The sequence below is a fragment of the Streptomyces sp. NPDC002845 genome, assembly GCF_053591955.1.
The window spans coordinates 1-14,204 of record NZ_JBSFUU010000080.1 but is presented as its reverse complement, the minus strand read 5'-3'; the positions used below and the strand labels follow the sequence as shown (position 1 = coordinate 14,204).

Annotated in this window: 14 protein-coding genes and 1 pseudogene; 9 read left to right on the top strand and 6 right to left on the bottom strand. The window is 69.6% G+C overall.

The annotated features are described in order from the left end of the window. Positions 1-146: 146 nt before the first annotated feature. Complete coding sequence (locus ACWD3C_RS38530; protein ID WP_451151630.1) at positions 147-449, bottom strand: PfkB family carbohydrate kinase; 303 nt, start codon at positions 447-449, stop codon at positions 147-149. A gap of 85 nt (positions 450-534) precedes the next feature. Then, positions 535-1,023 (bottom strand): annotated as a pseudogene (locus ACWD3C_RS38525) (PfkB family carbohydrate kinase); the annotation flags it as partial. A gap of 332 nt (positions 1,024-1,355) precedes the next feature. Between ACWD3C_RS38525 and ACWD3C_RS38520 the strand changes: the two are divergent. The 4 genes from ACWD3C_RS38520 (at position 1,356) to ACWD3C_RS38505 (ending at position 5,460) form a co-directional block, all read left to right on the top strand. Further along, positions 1,356-2,378 carry a substrate-binding domain-containing protein gene (locus tag ACWD3C_RS38520; RefSeq protein WP_451151628.1) on the top strand — a complete coding sequence of 341 codons (1,023 nt, stop codon included), beginning with the start codon at positions 1,356-1,358 and terminating at the stop codon, positions 2,376-2,378. Between the two features lie 144 nt (positions 2,379-2,522). Continuing rightward, a complete protein-coding gene (locus tag ACWD3C_RS38515; protein ID WP_451151626.1) occupies positions 2,523-3,518 on the top strand; it encodes an ABC transporter permease in 996 nt (331 codons plus the stop codon). After that, positions 3,515-4,351, top strand: coding sequence for an ATP-binding cassette domain-containing protein (locus ACWD3C_RS38510; protein ID WP_451151624.1), 837 nt, complete (start codon positions 3,515-3,517; stop codon positions 4,349-4,351). Before ACWD3C_RS38515 ends, ACWD3C_RS38510 begins: the two co-directional genes overlap by 4 nt. A 77-nt stretch (positions 4,352-4,428) precedes the next feature. Further along, positions 4,429-5,460 (top strand): LacI family DNA-binding transcriptional regulator, encoded by a 1,032-nt coding sequence (locus ACWD3C_RS38505; protein ID WP_451151622.1) that lies wholly within the window; start codon positions 4,429-4,431, stop codon positions 5,458-5,460. 538 nt (positions 5,461-5,998) lie between these two features. Here ACWD3C_RS38505 and ACWD3C_RS38500 read toward each other — a convergent pair. From ACWD3C_RS38500 to ACWD3C_RS38485, 4 genes are all read right to left on the bottom strand, one after another. After that, positions 5,999-6,256: a hypothetical protein gene (locus tag ACWD3C_RS38500; protein WP_451151620.1), complete on the bottom strand. Its 258-nt coding sequence runs from the start codon at positions 6,254-6,256 to the stop codon at positions 5,999-6,001. A gap of 25 nt (positions 6,257-6,281) precedes the next feature. After that, positions 6,282-7,010, bottom strand: coding sequence for a FadR/GntR family transcriptional regulator (locus tag ACWD3C_RS38495; protein WP_451151618.1), 729 nt, complete (start codon positions 7,008-7,010; stop codon positions 6,282-6,284). A 370-nt stretch (positions 7,011-7,380) separates the two neighbouring features. Continuing rightward, positions 7,381-7,596 carry a hypothetical protein gene (locus ACWD3C_RS38490; RefSeq protein WP_451151616.1) on the bottom strand — a complete coding sequence of 72 codons (216 nt, stop codon included), beginning with the start codon at positions 7,594-7,596 and terminating at the stop codon, positions 7,381-7,383. Continuing rightward, positions 7,593-8,459 carry an alpha-L-fucosidase gene (locus tag ACWD3C_RS38485; RefSeq protein ID WP_451151614.1) on the bottom strand — a complete coding sequence of 289 codons (867 nt, stop codon included), beginning with the start codon at positions 8,457-8,459 and terminating at the stop codon, positions 7,593-7,595. Before ACWD3C_RS38485 ends, ACWD3C_RS38490 begins: the two co-directional genes overlap by 4 nt. 573 nt (positions 8,460-9,032) lie before the next feature. On the opposite strand from ACWD3C_RS38485, the gene ACWD3C_RS38480 reads away from it, so the two are divergent. The 5 genes from ACWD3C_RS38480 (at position 9,033) to ACWD3C_RS38460 (ending at position 14,183) form a co-directional block, all read left to right on the top strand. Then, positions 9,033-10,955, top strand: coding sequence for an RICIN domain-containing protein (locus ACWD3C_RS38480; protein WP_451151612.1), 1,923 nt, complete (start codon positions 9,033-9,035; stop codon positions 10,953-10,955). Positions 10,956-11,144: 189 nt separating this feature from the next. Next, complete coding sequence (locus tag ACWD3C_RS38475; RefSeq protein ID WP_451151683.1) at positions 11,145-11,660, top strand: GH12 family glycosyl hydrolase domain-containing protein; 516 nt, start codon at positions 11,145-11,147, stop codon at positions 11,658-11,660. An 18-nt stretch (positions 11,661-11,678) separates the two neighbouring features. Beyond that, a complete protein-coding gene (locus tag ACWD3C_RS38470; RefSeq protein ID WP_451151681.1) occupies positions 11,679-13,025 on the top strand; it encodes a phospholipase in 1,347 nt (448 codons plus the stop codon). Between the two features lie 61 nt (positions 13,026-13,086). Then, positions 13,087-13,674: an MFS transporter gene (locus ACWD3C_RS38465; protein ID WP_451151610.1), complete on the top strand. Its 588-nt coding sequence runs from the start codon at positions 13,087-13,089 to the stop codon at positions 13,672-13,674. Positions 13,675-13,721: 47 nt separating this feature from the next. Then, positions 13,722-14,183, top strand: a complete 462-nt coding sequence (locus tag ACWD3C_RS38460) for a hypothetical protein (protein WP_451151608.1) — start codon at positions 13,722-13,724, stop codon at positions 14,181-14,183. Positions 14,184-14,204 lie beyond the last annotated feature (21 nt).

The window sequence follows — 14,204 nt, the reverse complement described above, 5'->3', positions numbered from 1 at the left end:
GCCGACGCCGACGTCCACGGCGTCGGCAAGGGGTGTCATCGTTGACTGGTGTCATCGATGACATCAAGTGGCCCGATGATGGGGGCAATCCGGCCAATGCGTCAACAGTTCGGCCGCGACGCACTCCTATGCGGCTCGCCTGCCGGTCATGCGCGATCGTCCGTGGCGAGCTGTGCCAGCCGGCTCTGCCACGGCGGGTTGGGCCCGGCAACAGAGCAGGTCAGAGCCGCAACCCGGACGGCGAACCGGCAGGCTTCCACGATGTCGTGGAGGCGGAGTCCCATCAGTCGGCCCCCGAGGAGCCCGCGGGCGCCGAGGTGGTGCAGCAGCCCGGCGATGACGGAGTCCCCCGCCCCGACTGTGTCGGCGACGCTCGTCGGCACGGCGGGCACCAGGATCCGTTCGCCGCCGAGGGAGGCCAGGGCGCCGTCGGCACCGCGCCTGATCACGACGAGCCGCGCCCGGCCGCGTGCCAGATGTCGCACGCGCGCTCGGGCGGGGTGCCCGGCAGCAGGAGTTCCAGGTCGTCCTCGCTCAGCCGGAGCACATCGGCGAGGGCGCACCAGTGCGCCAGCCGGGCACGGTGGACCTCGGGATGCACCAGCAACGGCCGGACATGGGGGTCGATGCTGATGGTCGCGTGGGGGCGGCCGCCGCCAGGAAGTCCTCCACCACCGCCGCGCCGGGCTTCCGGACCAGGGCCAGGGATTCCGTGTGCACGCAGGCGGCCTCGGACAGGTCCACCCACGCCGGCTCCTCGGCCGTCCGCTGCCAGTCGGCCGTGTTCTGCGCAGGGAAAGAGAGCGCCGCCTGCCCCTGGTCGTCCAGCTCCGCCACGGCCGACGTGCTGGGCTCCGCGGCCGCGACGGCGTACGACAGGTCCACCCCCGACGCCTCCAGGTGCGCGCGGAACAGGCGGCCGAACACGTCGCCGGACAACCGCGCGAGGAAGCGGGCCGGGGTGCCGAGGCGGGCCAGGGCCACCGCCCTATTCGCAGGCCCGCCGCCCGGCAGTACGCACGGCGAGTTCGTTCGAGCTGTCCGCGGGTTCGGCGAACACGTCCGCGACGCGCTCCCCCAGGACGGTGATCTGACGCGGGCTCATGGGCTGTTCTTCTCTGACGGACGTACGGACAGGCCGGACGCGTCGTGGCCCAACTGCCGGACGGCTACGGGTGGGTAGCGGCCGCGGGTGTTGCCGATTCGTGACGGGTACAAGGCATTGACGTTTCCGGGCGGCGGAGTCCATCATCCTCGCCAGGCAGTGTCAACGATGACATAAGTCAACGATGACACCCCGGTCGGCATGCTCTGATCCCAACCCCGTGCTGCTCGCTATCCCACAGGAGTCGATCATGTCTCGCACCATTCGTCTGTCCTCCTCCCTCCTCAGAGCCGCCGCGGTCACGGGCGTCACGGCCCTCACCCTGACGGCCTGCGGGTCCGGCTCCGGATCGACTTCCGCCGGCTCCGGTTCGGGCGAGGTCAAGGTCGGTCTGATCACCAAGACCGACACCAACCCGTTCTTCGTGAAGATGAAGGAGGGCGCGGAGAAGGCCGCCAAGGACAACGGCGCCGAACTGCTCACCGCCGCAGGCAAGTTCGACGGCGACAACGCCGGTCAGATCACGGCCATCGAGAACATGGTCGCCTCGGGCGTGAAGGGCATCCTGATCACCCCGAGCGACTCCCAGGCCATCGTGCCCGCGATCGAGAAGGCCCGCGCCAAGGGTGTCCTGGTCATCGCCCTGGACACCCCGACCGAGCCGGAAAGCGCGGTCGACGCCCTCTTCGCCACCGACAACCTCAAGGCCGGCGAGCTGATCGGCGAGTACGCCAAGGCCGCCATGAAGGGCAAGTCGGCCAAGATAGCCACCCTCGACCTCGCGCCGGGCGTGTCCGTCGGCGTCCAGCGGCACGACGGCTTCCTCAAGGGCTTCGGCGTCGAGGAGGGCGACCCCTCCATCGTCTGCTCCCAGGACACCGGCGGCGACCAGGCCAAGGGCCAGACGGCGATGGAGAACTGCCTCCAGAAGGAACCCGACATCAACGTCGTCTACACGATCAACGAACCGGCCGCCCTGGGCGCGTACACCGCGCTCAAGGCCAAGGGCCGGGAGAAGGACGTCCTGATCGTCTCCGTCGACGGCGGCTGCACCGGGACCGAGGCGGTCAAGGACGGCACGATCGCCGCCACCTCGCAGCAGTACCCGCTGAAGATGGCCGCCGAGGGAGTCAAGGCCGTCGTCACATACGCCGAGGACGGCAAGAAGGCGTCCGGTTACACCGACACCGGCGTCACCCTGATCACCGACCAGGCGCAGGACGGGATCACGTCCGAGGACACCGTCTACGGCCTGGAGAACTGCTGGGGCTGAGCCGCCCCGAGGTCCGTACGACACCGCTTTCCCCCTCAGCGGGGCGGCCGGCCCCTCCTCCCCGACCGGGGACGGCCGCCCCCTCGTCTCCTTGTCCTCCGGCATGGACGGACTCGGACATCTGTCTTCCGACAAGGACTCCGCATGACAGCCACGACCTCGCCGTACGCCGAGCTCAAAGCACCGACCACGGCCCGCAGACTGCTCATGGCACCGACCACCGGCCCCCTGGTCGCCCTCCTCCTGGCCTGCGCCTTCTTCTCCTTCTCGACCGACCAGTTCCTCACGGGCGGCAACTTCTCGCTGATCGTGCAGCAGGTCATGGTCGTCGGCACCCTCGCCATCGGACAGACCCTGATCATCCTCACGGCGGGCATCGATCTGTCGTGCGGTGCCGTGATGGCGTTCGGCAGCATCGTGATCGCCAAGATGGCCGCCGAGGGCTCCCTGCCCCCGCTCGCCGCCATCGCCCTGGGCCTGGTCGTCTGCGGCGGCTTCGCGATGCTCAACGGCCTGCTGGTGCAGAAGATCCCGCTGCCGCCGTTCATCGTCACCCTCGGCATGCTCAACGTGGCGTTCGCGCTGACCCACATCTACTCCGAGGAGCAGACGGTCACCAACCTGCCCGGCCCGCTGACGGCCCTCGGGCAGACCTTCCCGCTCGGCGGCACCGACATCACCTACGGCTCCCTGGTCACCATCGCCCTGTTCCTCCTCCTCGCCTACGCGCTGAGCAACACCAGCTGGGGACGGCACGTCTACGCCCTGGGCAACAGCCCGGAGGCGGCGCGGCTGAACGGCATCCGCACCTCCCGGCTGGCCATCGGCGTCTACACCGCGGCCGGCATCCTCTACGGCATCGCCGCCCTGCTGCTCATCTCCCGCACCGGAGTCGGCGACCCCCAGGCGGGACAGACCGACAACCTCGACAGCATCACCGCCGTGGTCCTCGGCGGCACCAGCCTCTTCGGCGGACGCGGATCGGTCCTGGGCACCTTCATCGGCGTCCTCATCGTCGGCGTCTTCCGCAACGGCCTGCAACTGATGGGCGTCGCCTCCATCTACCAGACCCTGATCACCGGAATCCTGGTGATCCTCGCGGTCACCGTCGACCAGATCTCCCGGAAGAAGGCCCGATGACCGCCACCTCCTCCCCCACTCCCGTGCTGCAGGCGCGCGGTCTGGTCAAGCGCTACGGCCATGTCACCGCCATCGACGGCGCCGACTTCGACCTGCTGCCCGGCGAGGTCCTCGCCGTCATCGGCGACAACGGCGCCGGCAAGACCAGCCTGATCAAGGCACTCACCGGCGCAGTCGCCCCCGACGCGGGCGAGATACGCCTCAACGGCGAACCCATCACCTTCTCCGGACCGCAGAGCGCCCGCGCCCACGGTATCGAGACGGTCTACCAGGATCTCGCCGTGGCCGCCTCCATGGACATCGCCTCGAACATGTTCCTCGGCCGCGAACTCCGCCGCCCCGGCGTCCTCGGCAGTGTCTTTCGCATGCTGGACAAGAAGCGCATGCGCCAGGAGGCCGCCGAGCACATGGCCGACCTGAAGATCGGCCTGCGCTCGCTGACGCAGTCGGTCGAGACCCTCTCGGGCGGACAGCGGCAGGCCGTCGCGGTCGCCCGTTCCGTCGCCTGGGCCCGCAGCGTCGTCGTCATGGACGAGCCGACCGCCGCCCTCGGAGTGAAGGAGTCCGGTCAGGTCCTGGACCTCATCCGCCGTGTCCGGGACAAGGGCATGCCGGTCGTCCTCATCAGCCACAACATGCCGCACGTCTTCGAGATCGCCGACCGGATCCACGTCCACCGGCTGGGCAGGCGCGCGGCCGTGATCAAGCCCTCCGACTACTCCATGGCGGAGGTCGTCGCCATCATGACCGGCGCGCTCACCGTCGACGAGGCCGGAGCTACTGTCGTAACGGATTCCGAGGCCGCGAAGGCCGCCGGCGTCCAGGCCAACTGACGACACGATGCACCACTCACAGGTTCCGGCCGAAGGCCGTGGCCGGAACCGACGAGCGCAGGGAGACCGTTTCCTCCATGGCTGCGAACCGCCGCCCCACCCTGGCAGACGTCGCCCGAGAAGTGGGCGTCAGCGCCAAGACCGTCTCGCGCGTCCTCAACGAGGACGGCCCTGCCTCGGCCCAGACCAGGGAGCAGGTCCTCGCCGCCGTGGCCAAACTCGGCTTCCAGCCGAACCTCATGGCCCGCAACATCCGCGTCGGCGGACCCGACACCACCGTCGGACTGGTCATCCCCGACCTCGGCAACCCCTTCTTCGGAGCGGTGGCCAGCAGCATCGAGGACACGGTCCGCGACCGCGGCCTGACCCTGCTCATGGGATCCTCCGCGGACGACCCCGACCGCGAACGCGCCCTGACGGACAAGTTCCTCGCCCGCCGCATCAGCATCCTGATGGTCGTGCCGTCCGTCGGCGCCGACCACTCCCCCCTCAAGTCCCACCGTGCCGCGGGTCTGCCCGTCGTCTTCCTCGACCGTCCGGGAGTCGGCCTGTCCACGGACAGCATCGTCAGCTCCAACCGCACGGGCGCCCACGACGGCGTCGCCCATCTGATCGCCCACGGCCACCGGCGCATCGGCTTCATCGGTGACCTTCCCACCAAGCTCTACACCCGCCGCGAGCGTCTGGCCGGCTACCGCGCGGCCCTGCAGGAGGCCGGCCTCCCCGCCGACCGCTCCCTGGTCGCCAACGCCCATGACCAGCACGGGGCCTCCACCGCCACGTCCCAGCTGCTGGGCCTGGCGGATCCCCCCACCGCCCTGTTCGCCGGCAACAACATCATGGCGCTGGGGATCGTCACCGAGCTCGCCCGCGGCAAGCGCAAGGACATCGCCGTCGTCGCCTTCGACGACGTGGAACTCGCCGAGGCACTCGAACCGGCTCTGACCGTCGTCGCCCAGGACCCCGAAGAGATCGGCCGAACTGCGGCGACCACCGCCCTGTCCCGCCTGGACGGCGACCGCTCCCGCGCCCGCACCATCACCGTTCCCACCCGGCTGATCGTCCGGGGGTCGGGGGAGCAGTCGGCTCCGGTGCTGCAAGAGGCATGACCATGGAGTTGGTGCCCGGGCATGGACCGACTGACCGCCGAGCGCGTGTTCACAACGCCGTGCCGGCTTCTGGGGCGTCAGGCACGGTATGGCTGCGTCGATCCACGCCCGCCTCCTTCTGACCGGCGGGGCGTGCCCGTCCACACCGGCTCCGCCGACCAGGCCCCGCGCCCCAGGAAATCGCTGAGCTCCGACACGAGGCCGAGCAGCTCATGATTCCGACCGACCGCGACGGCATCGCTCGCGACCTGCACGAACTGCGAGCACGCCTCGACCCGGTGGTCACGCCAACATGTGCTGTGCGCGCTGGGCGCCCAGAGGCCCCTGGCGACACACTGCACCTGACAACCTGCCAGGAACAACGTCAAACGAGCGTTGTCAACGGACTTCTCAAGTTGTTCTTCTTCACTACCATGAGGCGCACTGCGGCGTGGTGCAGGTTCCGGGGCGTCGTACAGCAGCAGCGTCGGCTCCCGCTTTTCGAACTTCAGGGCGGCAATCGCGGCGCGCAGCGTCAGAGAGTCGTTGTCAAAACTGGTCAGGCGGATGATGTCGAACGCTCCCAGCCGCGATGGCAGTGCGCCACGGCTGAGGAACCTACCGGAAGGTTGGTCGTGCCGCTGAGGACAATGACAAGGCGATAGCCGGCGTCGATGGCTTTGCCCACCACGCCAGCGATGTTCGCGCTGCGCCCCGACTGGACGTGGGCGATCAGCATCCCCTTGGACTGGTATGCCTCCTCGGCGCGGGACTCGATGCCGAGCGAAGTGGTTGAAGACGGATGCTCGGCAGTCATCGGCCCGTTCGGCGATGGCTCCGCGTCACGCTCCGCGGAGCGTCGATGTGTTCTCGGACGCCAGGGCGGCCTCGCGCTCCAGGATGGCGGCGAGCCAGTTGCCCGTGGTCGCCACGTGGGTCAGTGCGGCGGCCCGGGCCAGCGGCGCGTCCCCGGCGCGGATCGCGTCCAGGATCGCCTCGTGCTCGGCGATGGTGCGCGCATGGGCACCGCAGTCCACGACGCCGCGCCACACACGGGCGCGGAACGTGCCGCTGGAGATGCCGATGAGAATCGACGCGAGCGCGGTGTTGCCGCTCGCACGGGCCACCGCCGCGTGGAACTCCGTGTCGTGCGTCACCATCTCCTCGTGAGTGGCGGCAGCGTTCATGGCGTTCAAGTGGCCGGTGATCTCGGCCAGTTGCTCATCGCTCGCGCGCTGCGCGGCCAATCCGGTGATCTCCGGCTCCAGCACCCGCCGGGCCTCCATCAGCTCCAGGGCCGAGTCCGAGCGCATGAGTTCGACCACGAACCCGATACCGCCGAGCAGCAACTCCGGTGTCAGATCCGTGACATACGTCCCGTCACCACGCCGCACGTCGAGAACCCTCGCCGTCACCAGCGCGCGGACCGCCTCACGGACGGTGTTCCGGGACAGGCCCAACTGCGTGCACAGGTCCTGCTCACGGGGCAGCCGGTCACCGGGCTTCAGCACGCCCTCCAGGATGAGATCCCGGAGCCTGGCGATCGCCGTCTCGATGAGCGGTGCGCCCATGGGGCCGCCTCCCTGGGGTCCGGTTCGCCGAGGAACCGCCGGCCCCCGCCGAGACATGGGATGTCTGGCGCCACAGGTTACCGCAGGTCGTCACGGGCCCGGTCCAGCTCTCCGAGCCCGCGCTGTCCGGCCGGACAGCGCGCGCGGGAGGGCTCCGCCCGGGGCGCCGGGCGGCGCGATCGCCACAGGTCATACGCCTGCGGGAGGCCCACGGCCCGGTTCCTAGGACCCCTTCAGAGTGACCCACCGCAGATTGTCGGGCTGCCAGGTGGCCGGGTCCGCCGGCTTGACCGTCACGGTGCGGGTGCCCGCGGAGGTCACGGTCACGCTGCCTACGACCGTGACGTACGCCCCCAGCCGGCGGTCCTCGCTACCTGCACGGTGGTGCTGCCCGCACCGGTGTCGAGGGTGAGGGCGGTGGCGCCGTACGCCGCCGAGACCCGTGCCTGGACGGCGTAGGTGCCGGGGCCGGGAAGGTCTGGTTCCAGGAGGCCGTGGCGGTGGTGCTGGTCCAGTAGCCGATGTTGGGCGGGTCGTTCTCCAGCCTGATCGCGCTGCCGGAGAGGGTGGCGGTGGCGGCCGTCATGGACAGTGCGCCGTCGGCGCCCGGCGTGAGGGTGATGCCTCGGACGTTGACCGGCTGCCAGGTGACGAAACTTGTCCGGGCGCGGGGTGACGGGGCGCTAGCCCGATTCGGGCACGGTGATCGTGGTGCTGACCGTCGTGCAGGTCGTCCAGGAGCCGGTGTTGGGGACCGTGAGGGTCGCGGCGCCGATCACGCGCGTCCAGGACCAGCCGGGAGGCGGCGGCCGCGGCGACGGTGGCGGTCACGGTGTAGGCGCCGGGGACGCCGAAGCGGACCCGCCAGGTGGCGTTTTCATTGGCGCTGGTCCAGTAGCCCACGTTCGCCGGGGAGTTCTCCAGCCTCATGCCGCCGTTGTCGAGGGCGGCCAGGACCGGGGTCAGGGAGAGGGAGTTGTCGCCGCCCGGAAGGACCGGGGTCTGCACCGGCGTCGTAAGGGAGGAGGTGGGCTTGGCCGCGATGCCACCGCAGTTGATCTCACTGGCCACGGCGATACTGCCGCCGACCGCGTCCACGGCCACCAGCCGCACATAGCGGGCCCCGACCGCCCCGAACCGGGCCTGCTTGACGGCCTTGTCGGCCGCCCAGGCGCCCGCCGTAACCTGGGTGAAGGTTCTGCCGTCGGTGCTCGTGTGGATCTCGTACGAGGTGATGTCGCCGGTGGTGACGTACGCCCCGGAACTGTCCTTGTCCTCGCGGGGCAGATACCCGAAGGCGTCCACGTACTGCTTGACGACGTCCCGCTTGTACGAGCTGTTCATGACGTTGTAGCTCGTCTGCTCGGTGGGCCACAGGCAGAAGCCGTCATGGTGTTTGGTGGTGAGGATGCCGAAGGCCATCCCGGCCGACTTCGCCGCCGTGGCCACTGCCCGCGGTCAAGCCTGGTGGCGGTTTCCCGCCGTCGCGGCCGACGCGGTACCAGCGGTCAGGAGCGAGCCCCCGAGACCGCCTACCGCGGCCATCCCGCCGACCGCCGCCATGCCCTTAGTACCTCCCTGCGCCGAAGGTTCCTCGCACCTTGCTCGTCCACGGCTCCTGCCCTTCCTGGGTGCCTCGACAGCCGGCTCAGGGTGCGACACAGACCAACACAGCGCCTATTCATGGGATGAATGTGCGACCGAAAGCAGCTCGATGCGACTCAATTGCCTTGTTTCTGAACCATGTTGCTCAGTTGATCGAGGTCGCCCCAATGAAAGATAGGACGTTAATCCTGAGGCGTCAACAGACAGGAGAGCCGTGTGTCACTTGGCGCCACCCCGTTCCGGATACATCTGATGTCTTGCCCGGGACGAAACCGATCGAACAGCATCAAGGTTGGTCCAATCGCCCTTCAGTGCGTGCACTTTCATCCATGCACCAGGGTTGACTTCACCGCGCGCCCCGATGACATTCATGAGTAACACCCCCCAACCCTCTTCGGAGTTGATGAAGTGTCAGGCATGCTCTCGCGCAGGTCGTTCCTGGGTGCCGCGGGTGCCACGGCAGCCGCCACAGCACTGTCCGTCGCCGCGGACATCGGCTCGCCCGTCCAGGCTGTCGCCGCAACGCCCCAGGACAACCTGACCAGGCTGGTCGACCTGCGCTTCGGGATGTTCAACCACTTCAACCTCGGCACGTTCACCGACGAGGAGTGGGCGGCACCGCACCAGGACCCGGCGCTGTTCGCCCCGACGGCCGTCCACTGTGCCCAGTGGGCCGCGGCGGCCGCGGCGGCGAAGATGAGTTATGGCGTCCTGACGGCCAAGCACCACGACGGCTTCTGCCTGTGGCCGACCGCCTACAACGAGCAGAACGTCGCCTACAGCCCCTACAAGCAGGACATCGTCGCCCAGTACGTCACCGCGTTCCGGGCCAAGGGCCTGAAGGTCGGCCTCTACTACTCGATCTGGGATCGCACTTACAGCGTCGAGGCCTACGACACCCGGCACGGCGTCGCCAGCGACGAGGCCGTCCAGCCCGCCGACCTCACCTACATCCTCAACCAGATCACGGAACTGCTGACGAACTACGGCACCATCGACATGTTCATCATGGACGGCTGGGCCTGGCAGATGGGCCAGCAGGCCGTCTCCTACCAGCGCATCCGCGAGCATGTGAAGTCGCTGCAGCCGGACATCGTCATGATCGACCACGGCGCGCTGTCCGTGCCCTTCCTCGGCGACGCCATCTACTTCGAGGAACCGCTCGGCATCACCGCACCCGCGGGCAACACCTACGCCGCGCTCCAGGGCCAGACGATCAGCAACGGCTGGTTCTGGCACCCCAGTACGCCGACCGCGCAGCCGATGAGCAGGGCGTCCATCCTGTCGCACCTGGCCGATCTGGAGCCGAAGTACACCTCGTTCATCCTGAACTGCCCGCCCAACCGCGACGGTGTGCTGGACACCAACATCGTCAACCGGCTGGCCGAGGTCGGCACCGCCTGGAGCCCGAACCCCTCCCGGACCCCGCTGCCCGCCCAGCCGCTGCGCGTCGAGCACCCGGTGACAGCGGTCAGCGCCTACGCCACCGCCTTCCACACCGGCGAGGGCCCGCTGAACGCCATCGACGGGCTCAGCGACCGCAACTTCGAGACTTGCTGGTCCACTTGGGGCCTGTCGCTGCCCCAGTCGATCACCATCGACCTCGGCGGGGTGTGGAGCGGCGTCTCCAGCCTGGAGTACCTGCCGAAGCAGTGGAACCGCACCAATTCCACGGACGGCGACATCACCTCGTACACCATCCACACGAGCACCGGCGGCGTCACCTTCACCCAAGTGGCGAAGGGCAGCTGGGCCGGCGATCGCACCCTCAAGCTCGCGGAATGGCCCGCCGCCGACGCGGGCTTCGTACGGATCCAGGTCACCGCGGCCACCGGCGGCTACGCCAACATCGGAGGCGTCAGGATCGGCGGCCGCACGGCCAAGCCTGCACTGGTCTCCCCCACACTGCCCGGCGACGGCACCGTCTACCGGCTGGCCGCCCGGCACAGCGGCAAGGTCGCCGACGTGGCCGCCGCGGGCACCGCCAACGGCACCGACGTCCTGCAGTGGACGTGGCACGGCGGGGCGAACCAGAAGTGGACCTTCGTCCCCACCGGCGACGGCTACTACAAGATCCGCAGCGTGAGCAGCGGCAAGCTCCTGGAGGTCGCCGGGCTGTCGCGCGCCAACGCGGGGAACGTCGCCATCTGGGCGGACGCCGATGCCCCGCAGCAGCACTGGGCCGTGACACCCACCGGCGACGGCCACTACCTGCTCATCAACCGCTTCAGCGGCCTGTCGCTCAACGTCAGCGGCGGCTCCACGGACGACGGGGCCGACATCGACCAGTGGACGTACAACGCGGCTCCGGAGGAGCAGTGGCGGATCGTCCCGTCCTGACGCGGGGTGCTCGCCGGCCGGGTGGCGACCGGACGGCGGCCACAACCTCGTTTGACCGCTCCCCTTGTCGCGCTCATGGAAAAGTGGCCCTGCTGGCACCCTCAGTGAAGAGACGTCGGTTCCTCGCCGCGGCCATGGCGTCCGCGACGACCGTCACCCTGCTCGGCGGCGTCCCGGCGCCCGCCCGGGCTGCCGCCGGGACGGGACTGCGCGGGCCACGGCACGGCCTCCAGGACGACCGCCCGGCCGGAGACCTGGACCGACGGTCTGCTAGGCGGCGACGGCGAGACGGACATCGTCGCCCACGGCCCGCTCGGCACCAAGGTGGCCACCGTGACCGTCGCGGGCACCACCTGGGACGCGTACGAGGGGAACGTCGGCTGGCAGGTGCATTCGTTCGTCCGCACCAGCAACACCACGTACGCGAGTCTCAACCTGTCGGACTTCGCCAACGTCCTGGTCAGCCGCGGACACATCAACAGCTCCACGTACCTGTCGGGCGTCGAGGCGGGCACCGAGGTCTTCCACGGTGACGGCCGGCTCGACACCAACTCGCGCTCGGTCAGCGTGAGCCGAGCACTGGCTGATGGGCCGTCAAGAACCTGGCGTGCAGAAAGAGTTCGCGCGCCAGGTCTGGCACAACACCCGTCACTTCGGGTATGTCATGCCTCTGTCGTCACATCACACCCCGCAGTGCCGGAGTGAAAGGAAACCCCCGTGCGTCTGCGCACCCTGCGCGCCCTGTGCGGCACCGCCGCGCTCGCCCTGACCCTGCCCGTCCTGTCCCCGGGCCAGGCAACGGCAGCCGTCCCCGCCCACTCGGTCTACCTGCAGAACTACGTCACCGGCCTGAACGCGGCCGACAGCGGCGGCACGGTCGCCGCACACAACCCCAAGGGCAACGAGGACCACCAGCAGTGGACCCCGGTCGCGGTCACCGGCGGCCACCAGCTGCAAAACGCCGACGAGGCCGGAACCTGCCTCGGCCGTAGCGGCACCTCGGCGGTGACGGCCGCCTGCGGCGCGGACGGCACCACCTGGACCATCACCGCGGGCGCGAACAGCACGTACACCGTCACCGTGCCCGGCACCTCGCAGTACCTCACCGGCTCGTCCTCCGACTCCAGCGCGGTGAGGATCGGCTCGGCCGGCGACCTCGCCCGCTGGTACCTGACGCCGGTCACCTACGCCACGACCGCGGCGTCGGGGAACACCCGCACCCTGGACCAGGTCACCTTCCTCACCTCGCACAACGCCTACGCCAACGGCGCCGACGGCAACTTCGCCTCGTTCCCGGTCAGCCTCTTCCCCAACCAGGCGCGCGGCATCAGTCAGCAACTCGCCGACGGTGTCCGGGGTTTCATGCTGGACGTGCACACCGCCTCGGGGCAGGCGGCGCTGTGCCACAACAGCTGTGACGGGGTGAGCAACCCCGTCCGGCTCGCCACCGACCTGCAGCGCATGGTCGACTTCCTGAAGGCGAACCCGGGCCAGTTCGTCACCGTGTTCCTGGAGGACTACGTCTCCTCCGACGTACTGAAGTCCTCGCTCGCCTCCGTGGGCGGGCTGTACGACGTGTTGTACCGGCCTGACCAGGAGGGCGTGGCGACGAAGGGCTGGCCCACCATGGCGGACCTCGCGGCCCGTGGCAAGCAGCTGCTGATCTTCAGCGACCGGACCCGCGCGAGCGACACCGCCAACGGCTGGACGACGCGCGACACCTTCGGGGTGATGTACCAGCGCGAGTGGACCGTGGAGAACTACTGGTCCATGGGCGGCGGCATCGGCGACTCCGACTGGTCCTGCTACAGCCGCTGGGGCACCGGCAGACCCCTCACCACCGACTCGGCCGCCTTCCACCCGCTGTTCGTGATGAACCACTTCCGGGACTACACGATCGGCTCCACGGCCGAGACCGACAACGGCAAACTCCGGGGCCGCGCGCAGAACTTCTGCACCCCCGCCGCCCGCAAGAAGCCCAACTACCTCGCGGTGGACCGTTACGACCTGGGCTCGCCCACCACCGCGACCGACGCTCTCAACACGTACGTCCTCACGCCAGGACAGTGACCGGCGCGCCCGCCCCGCCGTGAGCGGGGCGGGTGGCCCGAGGGTCCCGGCGGCCACACGCGTGACCCGCGCCGCGCCGTCGGGCTGGCAGATCGCGGGTCAGGCGCTGTCCGGCATCGGCGCGGTGGCGCTCTTCCCGGCCTCCCTCACGGTGATCACGGCCCGCACCACCACGCCCGCGGCCCGCGCCCGGGGACTGGCCTCCTGGACCACCGCGCTCTCGCTCGGCGCGTTCATCGCCCCGCTGCTGTCCGGCGCCATCGTCGAACAGGCCTCGTTCCGCTGGGCGTTCGCGGCGGCCGGGGTACTGGCCCTGCTCACCACGGTTGCCGCGCGGGTCCTGGCCGCCGAGTCCAGCGCGCCCGAGGGCCGCGCGCTCGACTGGCCGGGCCAGATCACCATCGCCCTGGCACTGCTGTGCCTGTTGTACGGCATCATCCAGGGCCCCAGCGACGGCTGGTCCTCGGCGCCGGTGGTGCTGGCCTTCGTCGCGGCGGCGGTGCTGTTCGTCGCCTTCGTGCAGGTGGAGTCCCGGTCGGCCGCGCCGATGCTGCGCCTCGAACTCTTCCGCATCCCCGCCTTCACCGCGTCCGCCGTCGCGACCGTGGTCGGCATGTTCGGCTTCCTCGGCGGGACGCGTACGACCTGAGCATCCGGCTCGGCGTCGTCCAGCACCAGAGTCCGCTGCAGGCCGCCGTGCCGTTCCTGATCATCCAGGGCATCACGCCGTTCATCTGGCCGCCTCTGGTCCAGCTGCTGCACCGCACCGGTCCCGGTCCGATGCTCATCGCCGGGTTCGTCTCGCTCGCCGTCGCCCAGCTGTGGCTGCGGGCGATCCCGGTCGAGGAACGCGGCCTCGTCCCGCTGCTCGGCCCGCTGGTCCTCAACGGCTTCGGCTTCGGACTGGTCGTCGCCGCGCTCACCGCCGCGGTCAACGTCGTACCGCACCGGTTCACCGGCATGGCCGGCGCCACCACCAGCCTGGTCCGCGACCTCGGGCAGACGCTCGGCCCCGCGCTCGTGGGCGCGGTCGCCCTGAGCATGGCCGCCACCCGGCTGACCTTCGGTCGTCGCTCTCCCAGCAGGTCCTCGGCGAGGGTGCTACCGGAGGTCATTCGCAGTGCATCGGCCTTCAGGCCGGTGGTGAAGCGAATCTGACAGTGGCGATGCGGAGCGTCG